The organism is Trinickia dabaoshanensis, from assembly GCF_002879885.1.
GTDB lineage: Bacteria > Pseudomonadota > Gammaproteobacteria > Burkholderiales > Burkholderiaceae > Trinickia > Trinickia dabaoshanensis.
Window position 1 is genome coordinate 13,674 of record NZ_PNYA01000018.1, and the last position, 15,383, is coordinate 29,056.

At 61.6% G+C, this 15,383-nt stretch carries 16 protein-coding genes; 10 read left to right on the forward strand and 6 right to left on the reverse strand.

What is annotated here, in order from left to right:
• Positions 1-18 precede the first annotated feature (18 nt).
• The 4 genes from C0Z18_RS19230 to benD are packed head-to-tail and all read left to right on the forward strand — an operon-like array spanning position 19 to position 3,696.
• On the forward strand, positions 19-1,377 hold the full coding sequence (locus C0Z18_RS19230) for a Rieske 2Fe-2S domain-containing protein (protein ID WP_102647022.1): 1,359 nt from the start codon (positions 19-21) through the stop codon (positions 1,375-1,377).
• A complete protein-coding gene (gene benB / locus C0Z18_RS19235; protein WP_102647023.1) occupies positions 1,374-1,862 on the forward strand; it encodes a benzoate 1,2-dioxygenase small subunit in 489 nt (162 codons plus the stop codon). Before C0Z18_RS19230 ends, benB begins: the two co-directional genes overlap by 4 nt.
• Before the next feature lie 38 nt (positions 1,863-1,900).
• A complete protein-coding gene (gene benC, locus C0Z18_RS19240) occupies positions 1,901-2,923 on the forward strand; it encodes a benzoate 1,2-dioxygenase electron transfer component BenC (protein ID WP_102647137.1) in 1,023 nt (340 codons plus the stop codon).
• A complete protein-coding gene (gene benD / locus C0Z18_RS19245; protein ID WP_102647024.1) occupies positions 2,920-3,696 on the forward strand; it encodes a benzoate diol dehydrogenase BenD in 777 nt (258 codons plus the stop codon). The genes benC and benD overlap by 4 nt, the downstream gene beginning before the upstream one ends.
• Positions 3,697-3,745: 49 nt before the next feature.
• Here the strand turns inward: benD and pcaD are convergent, their stop codons facing one another.
• From pcaD to C0Z18_RS19260, 3 genes are all read right to left on the reverse strand, one after another.
• On the reverse strand, positions 3,746-4,513 hold the full coding sequence (gene pcaD, locus C0Z18_RS19250) for a 3-oxoadipate enol-lactonase (protein WP_102647025.1): 768 nt from the start codon (positions 4,511-4,513) through the stop codon (positions 3,746-3,748).
• Between the two features lie 133 nt (positions 4,514-4,646).
• Positions 4,647-5,285 carry a 3-oxoacid CoA-transferase subunit B gene (locus tag C0Z18_RS19255; protein WP_102647026.1) on the reverse strand — a complete coding sequence of 213 codons (639 nt, stop codon included), beginning with the start codon at positions 5,283-5,285 and terminating at the stop codon, positions 4,647-4,649.
• A 10-nt stretch (positions 5,286-5,295) separates the two neighbouring features.
• On the reverse strand, positions 5,296-5,985 hold the full coding sequence (locus tag C0Z18_RS19260) for a 3-oxoacid CoA-transferase subunit A (RefSeq protein WP_102647027.1): 690 nt from the start codon (positions 5,983-5,985) through the stop codon (positions 5,296-5,298).
• A gap of 282 nt (positions 5,986-6,267) precedes the next feature.
• On the opposite strand from C0Z18_RS19260, the gene C0Z18_RS19265 reads away from it, so the two are divergent.
• Positions 6,268-7,440: a 4-hydroxybenzoate 3-monooxygenase gene (locus tag C0Z18_RS19265; protein WP_102647028.1), complete on the forward strand. Its 1,173-nt coding sequence runs from the start codon at positions 6,268-6,270 to the stop codon at positions 7,438-7,440.
• A gap of 112 nt (positions 7,441-7,552) precedes the next feature.
• Complete coding sequence (locus tag C0Z18_RS19270; RefSeq protein WP_102647029.1) at positions 7,553-8,476, forward strand: LysR family transcriptional regulator; 924 nt, start codon at positions 7,553-7,555, stop codon at positions 8,474-8,476.
• 52 nt (positions 8,477-8,528) lie between these two features.
• On the opposite strand, the gene C0Z18_RS19275 is transcribed toward C0Z18_RS19270, so the two are convergent.
• Together C0Z18_RS19275 and C0Z18_RS19280 are read right to left on the reverse strand one after the other, a co-directional pair.
• The gene (locus C0Z18_RS19275; RefSeq protein WP_102647030.1) at positions 8,529-10,616 is read right to left on the reverse strand and encodes an ATP-binding protein; all 2,088 of its coding nucleotides are present in this window, start codon (positions 10,614-10,616) and stop codon (positions 8,529-8,531) included.
• Entirely contained in the window at positions 10,613-11,752 is a 1,140-nt protein-coding gene (locus C0Z18_RS19280) for a substrate-binding domain-containing protein (protein WP_233217392.1), read from the reverse strand. Before C0Z18_RS19280 ends, C0Z18_RS19275 begins: the two co-directional genes overlap by 4 nt.
• Before the next feature lie 391 nt (positions 11,753-12,143).
• On the opposite strand from C0Z18_RS19280, the gene C0Z18_RS19285 reads away from it, so the two are divergent.
• Positions 12,144-12,836, forward strand: a complete 693-nt coding sequence (locus C0Z18_RS19285; RefSeq protein WP_102647031.1) for a response regulator transcription factor — start codon at positions 12,144-12,146, stop codon at positions 12,834-12,836.
• Here the strand turns inward: C0Z18_RS19285 and C0Z18_RS19290 are convergent.
• The gene (locus tag C0Z18_RS19290; protein WP_102647032.1) at positions 12,811-13,182 is read right to left on the reverse strand and encodes a response regulator transcription factor; all 372 of its coding nucleotides are present in this window, start codon (positions 13,180-13,182) and stop codon (positions 12,811-12,813) included. The genes C0Z18_RS19285 and C0Z18_RS19290 overlap by 26 nt on opposite strands.
• Before the next feature lie 357 nt (positions 13,183-13,539).
• Between C0Z18_RS19290 and C0Z18_RS32740 the strand changes: the two genes are divergently transcribed.
• The 3 genes from C0Z18_RS32740 (at position 13,540) to C0Z18_RS19300 (ending at position 15,165) form a co-directional block, all read left to right on the forward strand.
• Complete coding sequence (locus C0Z18_RS32740) at positions 13,540-13,734, forward strand: hypothetical protein (protein WP_146014050.1); 195 nt, start codon at positions 13,540-13,542, stop codon at positions 13,732-13,734.
• A gap of 262 nt (positions 13,735-13,996) precedes the next feature.
• Positions 13,997-14,533, forward strand: coding sequence for a hypothetical protein (locus C0Z18_RS19295; protein ID WP_158244264.1), 537 nt, complete (start codon positions 13,997-13,999; stop codon positions 14,531-14,533).
• A 215-nt stretch (positions 14,534-14,748) separates the two neighbouring features.
• Positions 14,749-15,165: a restriction endonuclease fold toxin 5 domain-containing protein gene (locus C0Z18_RS19300; protein ID WP_233217393.1), complete on the forward strand. Its 417-nt coding sequence runs from the start codon at positions 14,749-14,751 to the stop codon at positions 15,163-15,165.
• The last annotated feature ends 218 nt before the right edge of the window (positions 15,166-15,383 follow it).

Genomic DNA, 15,383 nt, shown 5'->3' on the forward strand with positions numbered 1-15,383 from the left:
CGCATAGGGAGACGACTCATGTCCACAAGCATCGACAAAGCAAGAGAACTGGACGACTTGCTCAGTCACGCGGTTCAACACGACGAGCAAGGCGGCGTGTTCCGTTGCCGCCGCGAGATCTTCACGAACGCCGATTTATATGAACTCGAGATGAAGCACATCTTCGAGCGCAACTGGGTGTACCTCGCGCATGAAAGCCAGGTGCCCGAGATCAACGACTACTACACCACTTGGATCGGGCGCCAGCCTGTCGTCGTCACGCGCGACAAGAGCGGCGAACTGCACGCGGTGATCAACGCCTGCGCTCACAAGGGCGCCATGCTGTGCCGTCGCAAACACGGCAACAAGGGCAGCTTCACCTGCCCGTTTCACGGCTGGACGTTCGCGAACACCGGCAAGCTTCTGAAGGTGAAAGACGAGAAGACCACCGAATATCCCGTGCAGTTCAACAAGCAGGGCTCGCACGATCTCACGAAGGTGCCGCGGTTTCAGAACTATCGCGGCTTCCTCTTCGGCAGCCTGAACGCCGACGTCATCCCGCTCGAAGACTATCTCGGCGAGACCAAGGTCATCATCGACCAGATCGTCTCGCAAGCGCCTAACGGTCTCGAAGTGTTGCGCGGCAATTCCTCTTACGTCTACGACGGCAATTGGAAGATGCAGATGGAAAACGGTTGCGACGGCTACCACGTCAGCACCGTTCACTGGAACTACGCGGCCACGATGGGCCGCCGCAACGTGGAAGGCACACGCGCCGTCGACGCGAACGGTTGGAGCAAGTCGGTGGCGGGTGTGTACGGCTTCGAGCACGGGCACATTCTGCTTTGGACCAACACGATGAATCCCGAAGTGCGGCCCGTGTACCGGCATCGCGACGAGATCGCCGCGCGCGTGGGCGATGAGAAAGCGAAGTACATCGTCAATCAAACGCGCAATCTGTGTTTGTACCCGAACGTATTTCTGATGGACCAGTTCAGCACGCAAATTCGCGTGATCCGCCCGCTTGCCGTCGACAAAACCGAAGTCAGCATTTTTTGCTTCGCACCGAAAGGCGAAAGCGCCGAAAGCCGTGCCATCCGCATCCGCCAGTACGAAGACTTCTTCAACGTCTCGGGCATGGGCACGAGCGACGATCTAGAAGAATTCCGCGCATGTCAGGCGGGATACGGCGGCACGGCGTCTGCATGGAACGACATGTCGCGCGGCGCCCCGCTGTGGGTTCACGGACCGGACGCCAATGCGAAAGCCATGGGTTTGAACCCGCTCGTTTCGGGCGAGCGCAGCGAAGACGAGGGCCTATTCGTGGTTCAACACGAATACTGGATGAAAGCGATGCGCGAAGCGCTGCGCATGGAACAAGCGGAGGCGGCGGCATGAGCATCGGCTATCAAGAAATCTGCAATGCGCTCTATCGCGAGGCGCGCTTCCTGGACGACCGAGAGTGGGACGAATGGTTGGCCTGCTATGCCGAAGACGTGGACTATTGGATGCCTGCTTGGGACGACGACGACAAGCTGACCGAAGACCCGCAAGCCCAAATCTCGCTGATGTACTACGCCAACCGGTGTGGGTTGGAGGATCGGGTATTTCGCATCAAGACCGAGCGCAGCGGCGCCTCGATGCCGGAGCCGCGTACGAGCCACACCGTGTCCAACGTGGAAGTGCTGACCGAACGCGAAAACGAGGTGGACGTTCGATACAACTTCAACACGTTGAACCACCGTTACAAGATCACGGACCAGTTCTTCGGCACCATCCACGTCACATTCCGGAAAGTGGACGGCCGCTTGTTGATCTCACGCAAGAAGATCGTGTTGAAGAACGACTACATCCGCCAAGTGCTCGACGTCTATCACGTTTGATGCCAGCGGTCGGAAAGAGACAGGATGTCGGAGGCAATATGTCCAGCTATACCATCGCGCTGAATTTCGAAGACGGCGTCACACGCTTCGTCGAATGCAAAGCCGGAGAAAAAGTTCTCGATGCCGCATTTCGAGCCAAGATCAACTTGCCGATGGATTGTTCGGACGGCGTATGCGGGACCTGCAAGTGCCGGGCTCAGAGCGGCGCTTATGATCTGGGCGACGACTACATCGAAGACGCGTTGAGCGACGAAGAGAAGGCAAGCGGTCTCGTGCTGACCTGCCAAATGGTGCCGCAAAGCGATTGCGTGATAGCGGTGCCCGCTTCGTCGGCGGCATGCAAAACGGAACAAAGTCGTTTCGAGGCAACGCTCACGAAGCTGGAACCGCACCATGACGCCGCGGTGGTTCTCGAGTTCGAGGTAGAGGGTTCGCCTCCCGCTTTCCTGGCCGGTCAGTACGTGAACGTCGAAGTGCCCGATAGCGGAGAGCGTCGTTCGTACTCGTTCTCGTCCGCGCCGGGCGAATCGAAGGTCAGTTTCCTGATCAAGAAGATTCCCGGCGGCGTGATGAGCACGTGGCTCGAATCGGCAAGACCCGGCGACAAAGTCGCGCTGACCGGCCCGCTTGGAAGCTTTTATCTGCGGGCGGTCGAGCGGCCCCTATTGTTTCTGGCGGGCGGAACGGGCTTGGCGCCTTTCCTGTCGATGCTCGAAGTCCTCGCACGCAGCCACTCGCAGCAGCGCATCCATCTCGTCTACGGGGTGACGCGCGAGCTTGACTTGGTTCAAGTGGAGGCGGTCGAGGCGTACATGGCGAAGCTGCGGAATTTCACGTTTTGCACGGTCGTGGCGGAGGCGGGTTCGAACCATCCGCGCAAAGGCTGGGTGACCCAACACATACCGGCCGAAGCCTTGAACGACGGCGATGTCGATGTCTACCTTTGCGGCCCGCCGCCGATGGTGGATGCGGTTCGCCGCTATTTCGACGAGAGCGGCGTCACGCCCGCGAGCTTCCACTATGAGAAGTTCACCCCCAACGCAGCGGCGGTGGCCGCATGAGCGCGCCACGATTCGAAGGTAAGGTGATGGTCGTGACGGGCGCCGCTCAAGGCATCGGCCGCGGCGTCGCGCTACGCGCGGCCGCCGAAGGCGCGGCCGTGCTATTGGTCGATCGCGCCGAGTTCGTCTCGGAGGTCGCGGCCGAAGCAATCGGAGCGCAGGCCGCCGGTTTCGTTGCCGACCTGGAGACCTACGAAGGCGCCGCGTCCACGATGGCGTTTGCCAGGAAGACGTTCGGCCGCATCGACGTCCTCGTGAACGGCGTGGGCGGCGCTATTCGCATGCGGCCTTACGCGGAGTTCGAACCGGCGCAGATCGACGCCGAAATCCGCCGCTCGCTGATGCCGACCTTGTACGCCTGTCATGCGGTGCTTCCGCATATGCTCGCGCAAGGCCGCGGAACGATCGTCAACGTCTCCTCCAATGCGACGCGCGGCATTCGCCGCGTACCGTATTCGGCTGCCAAGGGCGGCGTCAACGCGCTGACCCAATCGCTCGCGATGGAATACGGCGAGCACAACATCCGCGTGGTCGCCGCCGCTCCCGGCGGTACCGAGGCGCCTGCTCGACGCGTGCCCCGTAACGCATCCGGCGATACCGAGCAAGAAAAGATTTGGATGGCGGATGCGGTGAAACAGGTGACCGAGTCGACTTTCTTCAAACGCTACGGCACGCTTGACGAACAAGTCGCGCCGATTCTCTTTCTCGCATCCGACGAAGCCGCGTATATCACCGGCGCGGTCTTGCCGGTTTCGGGCGGCGACAACGGTTAATTGCGGCGGTGCGGGGCGCCCGAGCGGCGCCCCGTGCGACAAACGCTACTCATTCGGCGAGGAACGCCAACACAGCCGCGTTAAACGCTTCCGCCGCCTCGATGTTGGACAGGTGCGAGGCGCTCAGCGCTACCGTGCGCGAGTCCCGCACGCGCTCGGCGATGTAGCGGGCATCGTCCACGGTCGTCACCGGATCGTGTTCACCGGCGATCACGAGGGTCGGCACTGCGATCGTGGCAATGGCCTCGCGCAGATCGGCCGTCGCCAACGCATCGCAACATGCCGCGTATCCGCTCGCCGACGTTGCGCGCAATTCGTCGGTCATTTGCGCGACGCTGCGCGGATGCCGCTCGACGAAATCGGCCGTGAACCAACGCCCCGCCGCGCCGGCCGCGACCTCGGCCATGCCTTCGGCCCGCACGAGCGCGGCTCGTTGCGCCCACCCGTCGAACGATCCGATGCGCGCAGCCGTGTTGGCGACGATCAGCTTGCCGATTCGCTCGCCCGCATGCACACCGAGCCATTGCCCCGTCAAACCGCCCATCGAAATACCGCAGAAATGCGCGCGCTCGATGTTCAACGCGTCGAGCACGGCAAGCACGTCTCGTCCCAGCGTATCGAGCGTGACCGTATCGAGCGCGGCGGTGCTGGCCCCATGGCCCCGCGCGTCGTATCGCACGACGCGAAACCGCTGTGTCAGCGCCTCGAGCTGCGGCGACCACATATCGAGCGTGGTGCCGAGTGAATTCGAAAGGACGATGGCGGGCGCGTCTTGCGGGCCTGCCGTCGTGTAAGCGATGCCGTTCGCATGTTGCATGCGGGCTGTCTCCGATAAAGCGAAAGCGAAACGCCGCTACGCCGGCGTCGAGCCGAGGCCCTTCGCGGCATATCGACAGGCGGACACTTAGGTTTCCTGATAATCACCGTCAATAACCGACCGGCCGCATCGTTCAAGCTTGCTTGAGCGGCACGGGCGTGACTTCCTGCAGCGTGTCGAAGCTCATGCCTTCGACGATATCGATAACAACGAGGCCGTCCGCGGTTACATCGATGACCGCCAAGTCCGTGTAAATGCGATCGACGCATTCGATACCTGTCAGCGGATACGTGCACGCCTCGACGAGCTTGCATTCGCCCGTCTTGGTCAGGTGATCCATCATGACGAACACCTGCTTGGCGCCGATCGCGAGATCCATGGCACCGCCCACCGCGGGGATCGCATCGGCCGCGCCCGTATGCCAATTCGCCAAGTCGCCGTTCTTCGACACTTGGAATGCACCGAGCACGCAGATATCGAGGTGGCCCCCGCGCATCATCGCAAACGAATCGCCATGGTGAAAGAATGCCCCGCCCTCGAGCAAGGTCACGGCCTCTTTACCGGCATTGATCAGTTCCGGGTCTTCCTCGCCCGGTGCGGGCGCGGGCCCCATGCCGAGCAAACCGTTCTCGCTGTGCAGAAAGATTTCGCGCTCGGCCGGCAGGTAGTTGGCCACCTTCGTCGGCAAGCCGATTCCGAGGTTCACGTAGGCCCCTTCCGGGATGTCGCGGGCGACACGTTGTGCGATTTGATCGCGCGTCCATTTGTTCATCGATTGCTCCTCACGCGGCGCGCGTGTGGGCGGGGCTTTGCGGCACGGCCACGACTCGTTGCGTGAAAATCCCCGGCGTCACGATGGTCTCGGGATCGAGCGCCCCGAGCGGGACGATTTCCGATACTTGGGCAATCGTCGTCGTGGCGGCCATAGCCATGATCGGTCCGAAGTTGCGCGCCGCCTTGCGGTAAACGAGGTTGCCCCAGCGGTCGCCCTTGTGGGCTTTGATCAAGGCGAACTCGGCCTTGATCGGGTATTCGAGCACGTACGGTTTGCCGTCGATCACGCGCGTTTCCTTGCCTTCGGCCAAGCGCGTGCCGTAACCCGTGGGCGTGAACACGGCGCCGAGCCCGGCACCAGCCGCTTGAATGCGCAGCGCGAGATTGCCTTGCGGCACGAGTTCCAGCTCGATCTCGCCGGCACGGAACAGCGCGTCGAACACTTGCGAATCGGCTTGCCGCGGAAACGAGCAGACGATCTTGCGCACGCGGCGCGCCTTGAGCAGCGCGGCCAGACCGATCTCGCCGTTGCCCGCGTTGTTGTTGACGATCGTGAGATCGCGCGCGCCCTGTGCAATGAGTGCGTCGATCAACTCGGCCGGCTGACCGGCCGAGCCGAACCCGCCGATCATGATGGTGGCGCCGTCGGGAATGCCTGCAACGGCTGCCTCGAGCGAGGAAATTGTCTTATCGATCATCGGTGTGTGCGCCCTACCGGTACGCCTCAAGGTTCGCGTTGACGAACAATGTAGAGGCGCACATCCCGTGCGTCAACGGCGATTATCGAAATACGGTGCGATTATCGAACATACTCAGCAAACCCGTGCACGCGATGCGCCATAGCCGCGACCACTATCGCCTGGCGACATAGTGCATATGCGTTTCGCTCGCTTGCGCCGCTTGTGACGGGTCGGCAGACTTCGGCCAAGCCCCGTTTCGGTGACGAGCGCGCAGGCTTTAGATTTCCTAGGAGACATATCGTGCGTACGCAAGTTGGCATCGTCGGTGCCGGGCCCGCGGGGCTGCTGCTTTCCCATCTACTCCACCGCCACGGCATCGACTCCGTATTGCTCGAGACACGCGGCCGCGAGCAAATCGAATCCACCATCCGCGCGGGCGTACTCGAACAAAGAACGACCGATTTGCTGACGGAGGCAGGCGTCGGCGATCGGATGAAGGCGGAAGGGTTCGTGCATCACGGCTTCGAACTGGCGTTCGAGGGCAAGAGGCGGCGCATCGATCTAACCGAGTTGACCGGCAATTCGATCACCGTGTATGCGCAGCACGAAGTACTCAAGGATCTGGTCGCGGCGCGCGTCGAAGCGAACGGTGCCCTCTATTTCAATGTCTCGCACACCTCGATCGACGGCATCGACACCGATGCACCCTCCATTCGATTCACCCACGACGACGCCGAACACGTCCTGCATTGCGACTTCGTGATCGGTTGCGACGGCTCGCAAGGCGTGTCGCGCGCGTGCATTCCGGCCGCACGGCGAAACGACTACGAACGAGTCTTTCCATTCGGCTGGTTCGGCATCTTGGTCGAAGCACCGCCCACGTCGGAAGAACTGATCTACGCACGGCACGAACGCGGGTTCGCGCTGATCAGCACGCGATCGCCGACCGTGCAGAGAATGTACTTCCAATGCGACCCGAAGGACTCCGCCGAAAACTGGTCGGACGACCGGATCTGGTCCGAGCTGCATGCGCGAGTGGATTCCGCGGATGGAAGGCACATTACCGAAGGCCGGATCTTTCAGAAGAACATCGTCGGCATGCGCAGTTTCGTCTCGGCGACCATGCAGCATGGACGCCTCTATCTAGCAGGCGATGCCGCGCATATCGTGCCGCCGACCGGCGCGAAGGGGCTCAACCTCGCGGTATCCGACGTGCGCATTCTGTCGAACGCTTTGCAGGCGTTCTATGCGGAAAGCCGCAGCGACTTGCTCGACGCCTATAGCGAGACCGCGCTGAAGCGCATCTGGCGTGCGGAGCACTTCTCGTATTGGATGACGCGGATGATGCACCGTCTCGACGATGCCTCGGCATTCGAACAACGTCTGCAGGTTGCGGAGTTGGACTACGTCACCACCTCGCGTGCGGCGGCAATCGCCATGGCTGAAAACTACGTCGGCATAGCGACCGTCTAAAGCCGCGATCGGGTACCCGGCGCGCGTCGGGTGATCCCCAATATGCGGCGAGGCCGTCTTGGAGAAAGCTGCTACGCGCGAAAGCCATAACGATGCGAGGCCCCCTTCCGCGATGCTCGATCTCGACCTGAATCTGATTCCCTACCTCGTCGCGATGGACGACGCGCGCAACGTCAGTCTCGCGGCCCAAGCGCTCGAAGTCAGCCAACCGCGCGTCTCCAGCGCCCTCGCGCGCATGCGTGAGTACTTCGGCGACCCTCTGTTCGTGCGGACCGCGCACGGCATGGAGCCCACACCGAGAGCACTCGCGCTCATTCCCGCCGCGCGAGCCGCGTTGGCGCACGTCCAGCAGGCTATGCTCGACACGCAGCAGTTCGATCCGGCCACGACGAACCGCACGTTTTCGATTGCGTTGTCGGACGTCGGAGAGATCGTATTCCTACCGCGACTGTTGCAGGTTCTCGCCGAACGTGCTCCCGCCGCCAACGTGCGTTCGCTTTCGTTGCCGCCGGCAGAACTCGAAGATGGTCTAGCGGCGGGCGAAGTCGATCTCGCCATGGGCTATTTTCCCGATCTATCAGGCAACAACTTCTTTCAGCAACGCCTGTTCTCTCACCGGTTCGTCTGCTTGATGCGCAGCAACCACCCGCTCGCGAAAGCACCGCTGACGCTCGATGCGTTTTTGCGCTACGGTCACGCGGTCGTGCGCGCCGAAGGCCGCAGCCAGGAGATCCTCGAACAGTATCTTCGCTCCCAACGCATTCAACGACGCGCGGTGCTGGAGACATCGCACTTCATGAGTTTGCCGATGATTCTGTCGCGCACCGACCTGATCGCGACAGTACCGCATGCGATCGGGTTCGCATACGCGTCCGAACACGCATCGATCATGATGGCCCCGCCACCGTTGCCGCTACCGCGTATCGACCTAAAACAGCACTGGCACCGGAAATTTCATCACGACCCGCGCACCACCTGGCTGCGCGGCATCGTTGCGGAGTTATTCAACGACGAGCGGGACGAGTGGCCGCGCTGATCCGATCGAACCGCACGAGCCTCCCGTCATGCGCACGGGCCGCTTCCGAGCGCTACGCGCTCGTTTCGGCCTGAGCAACCGGCACGATGAACTGAAACACCGCGCCGGTGGGCGCATTCGCACTCGCCCACAAGCGCCCGCCGTGCGCTTCCACGATCGATCGGCAGATCGACAATCCCATCCCCATGCCGCCCGCTTTCGACGTATAAAACGGCTCGAAGAGCCGCTCGGCGGCGACCGGTGCCACGCCTGGCCCGGTATCGCACACCGAGGCGAGAACCGCGCCCGAATCGTGCAAGCCCGTGCAAATGGTCAATTCTCTCGCCCCTTCATGAACGGCGGTCATGGCCTCGACCGCGTTCATGATCAGATTGAGCATCACCTGCTGTAGTGCGACCCGATCGGCTTCGACGTCAGGCAATTGCCGATCGAGCTCGATGCGCACGTGCACGCCGTGCTTCACGATCTCTCCTTGCATGAACGCAACGACATCGCTGATCGCTTCGTTGATCTGCAAGCGCTCCATCGAAGGCGGCGCGTTCTTCACAAGGCCGTGGATTCGGTTCAACACCTCGCTGGCCCGCTTCATATCCTTGTTGATGCGATCGAACGCTTGCCTCACTTCGTCTAGATTGGGCGGCTGCGCACGCAGCCACAGCAAGCCGGCCTGAGCATTGGTGGCGGTGGCCGCGATCGGCTGTTTGATCTCATGGCTGATGGTGGCCGTGAGCTGCCCCATCGTGACGACGCGATTGGCATGGGCCAGCGCCGTTTGTACCTCGCGGTAGCGCCGCTCGCTCTCGTCAAGTGCGGCTTGCGCGCGTTTTTGCTCGGTGATGTCGCGGGAGATGCCCAGCAAGAACCGGGGCACGCCGCGCACGTCGACGATCGGAATCTTCATAGTATGCACGAAGCGCTGCCCATGTCTTGTCAGAACGGGCTCCTCGGGGATATCGACCCTCTGTCGCGATTCGAGCACGTCGCGGTCCTTGACGGCGAAAAAGTCGGCCTCCTTTGCAGGGAACAAGTCGTGAACGGACTTGCCGAGCAACTCCTCGCGCCGATAGCCGAGCAGTTGCTCGCCTGCCTTGTTCAGGCGCACGAAACGCAGGGTCGCGGCATCCTTGACGAAAATCATGTCCGGGATGTTTTCGACGATGCTGTTCAGGAAGTGCTCGCTCGCTCGCAGCGCCTCTTCGGCATGCTGCCGCTCGACGATCTCGGCTTCCCGGCCGGCAAGCGCCTTGCTCAGTTCCGCGGTGCGTCCGGCAACACGGCCTTCGAGTTCCAGGTTCAGCACTCTCAGCGCCTCCTCGACCTGCCCGCGACGGCGCCGGTCTTCGAGGAACTGCTCGACGGCCCTGGCCATATCGGCGATTTCGTCTCGCCCTGCCACGGGCACGCCCGTCTGCCCGTCGTCGAGATGGCCCTGGCGCAGGAAATAACTGACTTTGCGCAACCGCGCGACGACGTGACGGCCCAGAAAGACATCGGCGATCAACCAGGCCAGCAATAGGCTCACGGCGGCGTCGCCCAAGATCCATGCACGCGTGCGCTCCGCGTTGTCGGCCAGGCGCTGCACCGCGCTGCGATATTCGCGCGTGAGCTGGGCCGACTGCTCGCGTGCGGTCGCTGCCAGGGATTCGGCCTGGCGGCGCAAATCGCGGTCCAAGGCGCCCAACGAAGCATCGGGCGCTGCTTCGGTTCGCGTGGTCAGCGCGCTTTCGCGTACCTGGGCTGCGATGTTGACCGTATTTCGAAAGCGCTGACTCGACCGATGCAGCGCCAGCGCGTCGATGCCGACGTCCTGACGCGTGGAGGGCGCCGAGGCCAAACGATCGACCACGTCGTCGAAAGACGCGAGCCGGTCGATGATTTGACGTTGCGCCTCCCGCACCGCCCCGGCGGTATCCTCGCTCGCCAATTGCAACGTCATACGCTCGATCGTCACCGTTTGCTGCGCCAAGTCCTGCGCGTCCTGCAGACGCATCAGCCGATCGTCGGCCAACTGGCGCAGCGCATGCGCCGATCCCGTCAGCGAATAAACGGCGGTCGCCCCCATGACGATCACGAGGGCCGCGAGGCACGAAGCGACGAGCGCAAACTGAGCGGTGAGCGATTGCGGAAGCGGTGGTTTCACGGACGTTGCCAAATGTGGCGATAGATGTCGCGATAGCCGTTGGCCGGATCGTAGAGCAGACGATCGCCGCCGTCCGCGGCGACGTTATCCCCGGTCACGAGATGCACCGGAAAAACGTAGCCTGTGACGCGATCGCCGGCCAACAGCCGATTCATCTCATCGATCATCTGCCAGCCTTGCAGGTTGAGCGGTTCGGCCACAGTGGCCGTCTGGAACGTCCTAGTCCTGATTCGCAGAAAAGCGGATTCGCTGCCGTCACCGGCGGAAAGCATGGCCAAGTCATGGCTCGATTCGCCAGCCTGGGTCAGCGCCGGCACCGCGTAGTCGAAGTAAATGTCGTTGATCGCGAGTGCGTACGTCCAGCGCTTTCCATATTGCGCGAGTAATGCTCGCGTGAGCGCCGGCATGAGTTCCGCGCTACGCGAAATCGCGACGTCGCGCACGGCAAGCAGCGTGCAACCGCTGCACGAACGAATGACCGCAGCCATTTCATCCGCTTTGTCTTGCGCCACTTGGAAATTGGAGTCGGTAAAAACGACGACGCCCGCATGTCCGCCGGACTGGACGATAGCCGCGAGTGCCGTCACGCGTGCGACCTCGAGCGGATCCGTCGATACGTTGATCGCCACGGGCGTGCCGGGCACCGGACCGGCCTTGGCGGCGACGTGCCAGCCGACGATCGGAATGGCCCGCTTTGCGAACGGCCGCAGTCCGGGCAACAGCGTGTGCGCATCGCCGCCCGCAAGGATCAATCCGTCCGGACGACTGGCCAGCGCCGTCGACAACATCTTGACGCGCTGATCGGGCACGCCTGCCGAGTCGAAAATCTTGACGCTCCAGCCGATCGCTTCTGCCGCCTCCACCACGCCGTCGATTACGCCGACGATTCCACCGTTGCGCAAATCCTCCGCGACGATCGCAATGCGTTTACCTGGTTGGGCGCGCGGCCCGCTGCGCGGGCCCATCCAAGGCGCGCCGGATTGCTCAGCGGCGGCGACGACGCGCTTCGCTTCGGCCAAGCTCGAAGATTCGGCGGCCAGCGCACCGGCGGCCGGCGTACCGGCGATCGGGTCAGCCGGCACCGGCAATATCGGCGCACCTTGTGCCGCCGCAATCCAGGCCAGGCACGAGAACACCCATATCCGAGCCGGAAACCGGCCCCTTAACCCTCGCCGGCGCCGGCCCCGGCGAGGGCAGATTGACATCGTTTTCAATGCCGCCTCGATATCGCTCACACCTGCCCGGTGCAAATATTCCGCATTCATGATGGCGCCTGCTGCGGCCAACGGGTGAGCGGGAATTACCCTGACGACACGATCTCGCATTGAGCCGCAACAACGCCAACGCAAGCGCGATACGCAATGGCGAGCGCGGTCCAACCCGCATTTCAGGCATCAAATGCACCTGCGATCATCGCCTTGCCGAGCGTAAAATGCTTTTCGAAAAGGCTACGTTCGACAGCAGACCGATAAACGAAACGAAAGTTCGGCTCTGGGGATTCGACCCTTATGAGAGGCGAGGAACGGGATGAGCTTGGGTTCGAATGAAAGGCTGACCGTGGGTGCGACGGGCGAAAGCCGGCCTGTCGTCTACGTGTTGGACGACGACGAATCGATGCGCCTGGCGCTCGGCAGTTTGTTTCGCTCGATCGGATTGCGCGTCGAGCTGTTCGACTCGTCGCAAGCATTCCTCGCATTCCCGAAATTCGACGCGCCGTGCTGTCTCGTGCTCGACGTTCGGTTGCGAGGCGAGAGCGGCTTGGCGTTTCAGGACGAACTCGCGAGAAACGGCTTGCAGATGCCGATCGTTTTCATGACGGGACACGGCGACATCGCCATGACGGTGAAGGCCATGAAGGCGGGTGCCGTCGATTTCCTGGCCAAGCCGTTTCGCGAGCAGGACATGCTCGATGCGGTGTCCAACGCGCTCGCGCGAGACGGCGAAAGGCTCGCGGCCGATCGATCATGCGCCGCCCTGCGCGCATCCTATGAATCGCTCACGCCGCGCGAACGCGAGGTCCTCGGATTCGTCGTGACGGGTATGTTGAACAAGCAAATCGCGTCGGCGATGAACCTCAGTGAAATCACCGTCAAGATTTATCGCGGGCAGGTCATGAAGAAAATGGCCGCACGTTCGGTGGCCGACCTCGTTCGAAAAGCCGAAGTGCTTCACGTCGGGCCGCCGGCCTCGAGCGTCACGGCCGGTTCAATGCCGCGTTGAGCCAATACGCCATCGCTTGCGCATCGACGGGCTTTTCGATAACCGCGAGGATACCGTCGGTCCCGACTTTTGCGCACAGCTCGGGCGTTGGGAATGCGGTGACGAAAACGGTCGGTATCGCATAGCCGAGTTGCACCAGCCGGTCATGCAAGACCGTGCCGGACATGCCCGGCATGCGCACGTCCGAGATCAAGCACGTCGTGTCGCCCAAGTGCGGGGACGCCAGCAATTGCTCCGCCGACGCGAACAGATCCGCCTCCCAGCCCATCGAACGGACCAGGCTCGCGACAGCCAAACGGACAGCCTCATCATCGTCGACGATCGATACGGTTCGGCCGGTACTCATGCGACGATCCTCGCCGAGTTGGGCAAAGCAGCGTGATCGAGCGATGACGTCCTCGTCTGAATCGCTCCCATGAAGGCAGTCTAGAACGCCGAGGGCGGAACAGGCACTATACGAACGTATTGCCCCGCACCCTATACGAAAGGATGATCGACTGACACCATCGTCCTAGCGGGATCACCTGTTCGTAGATTTGAGCCTCGAGCGCCGCTCTTATATCTTGGGCTTATCACTGCTCGACTTGCTCGCCTCGCTCACTGCGGGCATTCACGCTGGAGAATCAAGATCCGAAAGCCGGCGCCGAATCAGCTATTGCGTTCAGTGTTTTTCGTATCGTTGCTTCCTTCCGGGAAAGGCACCATGTCTACTCAATCTCCGCGATGCCGCGTTCACCGTCCTTATCGGAACCGGCGGGGCTCCTCGGTCAAGGTCCGGCAAGGGCGCGCACGACGCGTCGCGCTCGGCAAGCTCGCGGGCGTCACACGCCACGTGCCGATCATGTGCCTGCTGTCGAACGGACGCGCCGCGGATCGATTCTCGATCCCGCGCTGCTGATGCCGCGTCGCGCTAGGGCCTACTACGGATATACGCGAGTATGTAGGCCATATGCTTTTTCAGGCGTGCGCCTGAACCCTTCGTAGAATGGCATCGCGGGCGCAGCGGACCTACCCTTCTTTCATGGCCGATACACGGCCAATCCGTCTACCGCGACGCGGTCGCTAAGGCGGCGAGATTGATAGGTCAGCGCCATGTCGAACGTCTTGAGTCACTGGATCCACATTTCCACCCACGCCTATTACGAGTACACGTTCGTGCCGTGGCTGAACCGAAGCGTATTTCGCCGGACGGTCGATTTGAATCTCATCTGCATTCAGTGAGACGCGCAGCGTATGGACGATTCGGCCGCGTTGAAGGCGGGGCACGCATTCCGTACCTGTCGGCGGGCTCCATGCTTCAAGCATCTCGTACCGAGGACCACGCCTACTCGCAGATCGCCGACATCATCGAGACGCGTTGCGTCGACCCGAAACGAGACCTCGAAGAGTTATGGCGGCGACTCGCGCCGGCCTTCGACGTCAACCCCTTCCCGGACAAAGACCCCAAATTGAAGCTATGGCTGACCGGCGATTCTGGTCCGGTCCATTCCATTAGGAACATGCTGGGCGTAGCGTCCTACTTCCGGCTATCGGAGGACCAGGCCAACCGCGTACTCGGCGAAGTGTGCGCGGCGATACGCAATTGGAGAGCGATAGCTCAGTCCGCGCCAATCGGCCTGACCGCAGATGATCTGGAAGCGTTTGCCCCAGCGCTTGCGAACGATCAAATACGCGTCGCTGCACAATTGCTGCCTTAGCGGCAGCGCGCAACAGCCCTTGGCTATGCCTTCGGTCGGTTTTGCCCGACCCTCTCGACGGGCGTCAGCTCAAGTCTCGCGCCTCATGCGTTTGGCCGAGCCAGCCACACTGCGTCTTCGATCGAATCTCGCATATCACGAGCCTTAAGCGGCCACGATGCGAGGTCGACGCTCTGGTCATCCAGTGCACTTCCCTTCGTCCCAATTTTGATGCAGTGAAGAGTACCGCCGCATTATTGAATCAAACTAATACAGAGTTACGGCGACGCGGATATTCGGTATTTTTTATCTCCCGTGATTACCAGGCCCGTATTACTGGCTTCGCGCCATTTACCGAATGGAAATTCGAAAATATCGAATTCGACGGTTTTCGCGCGCCGGAATGCAAGCTTCAGGAAGCGAAGGCTCGGTACGATCAATTTTTTGACGCCCGAACTGGCCTACCAAAGAAGTTCTTCGCAATTTTCGGCGTACCTCGCATGCTTAACCAAGCGCGCATTCAAAGTAAGATCGTCGAAACTAATCCACCAGCACGACTGACTTGGCATTTCATGCAACCTGTTTCCCACGATTATTTCTCGAAAATATTCTCTCACGAGAAGCTTCCCATTGAATCCTCACTGCGTCCGTAACATGTTCATTTCCCTAGCCTTCCAGCTTCAACGACCTATCCTCCCCTCGCGAGAGGAGCATTTCGGCACCCTGTGGGAAATCGCCCAACTGCTCCAGCCATTCGGCCTTCCAATTGACATTTGGCGCCCACCGGCACGAACGCGCAAAAAGTCTCTCGTGCACGCTGCGTTCGATCATAACGGCCCAACCTCAACGGCACTCGAGATTCAGCGGGTTC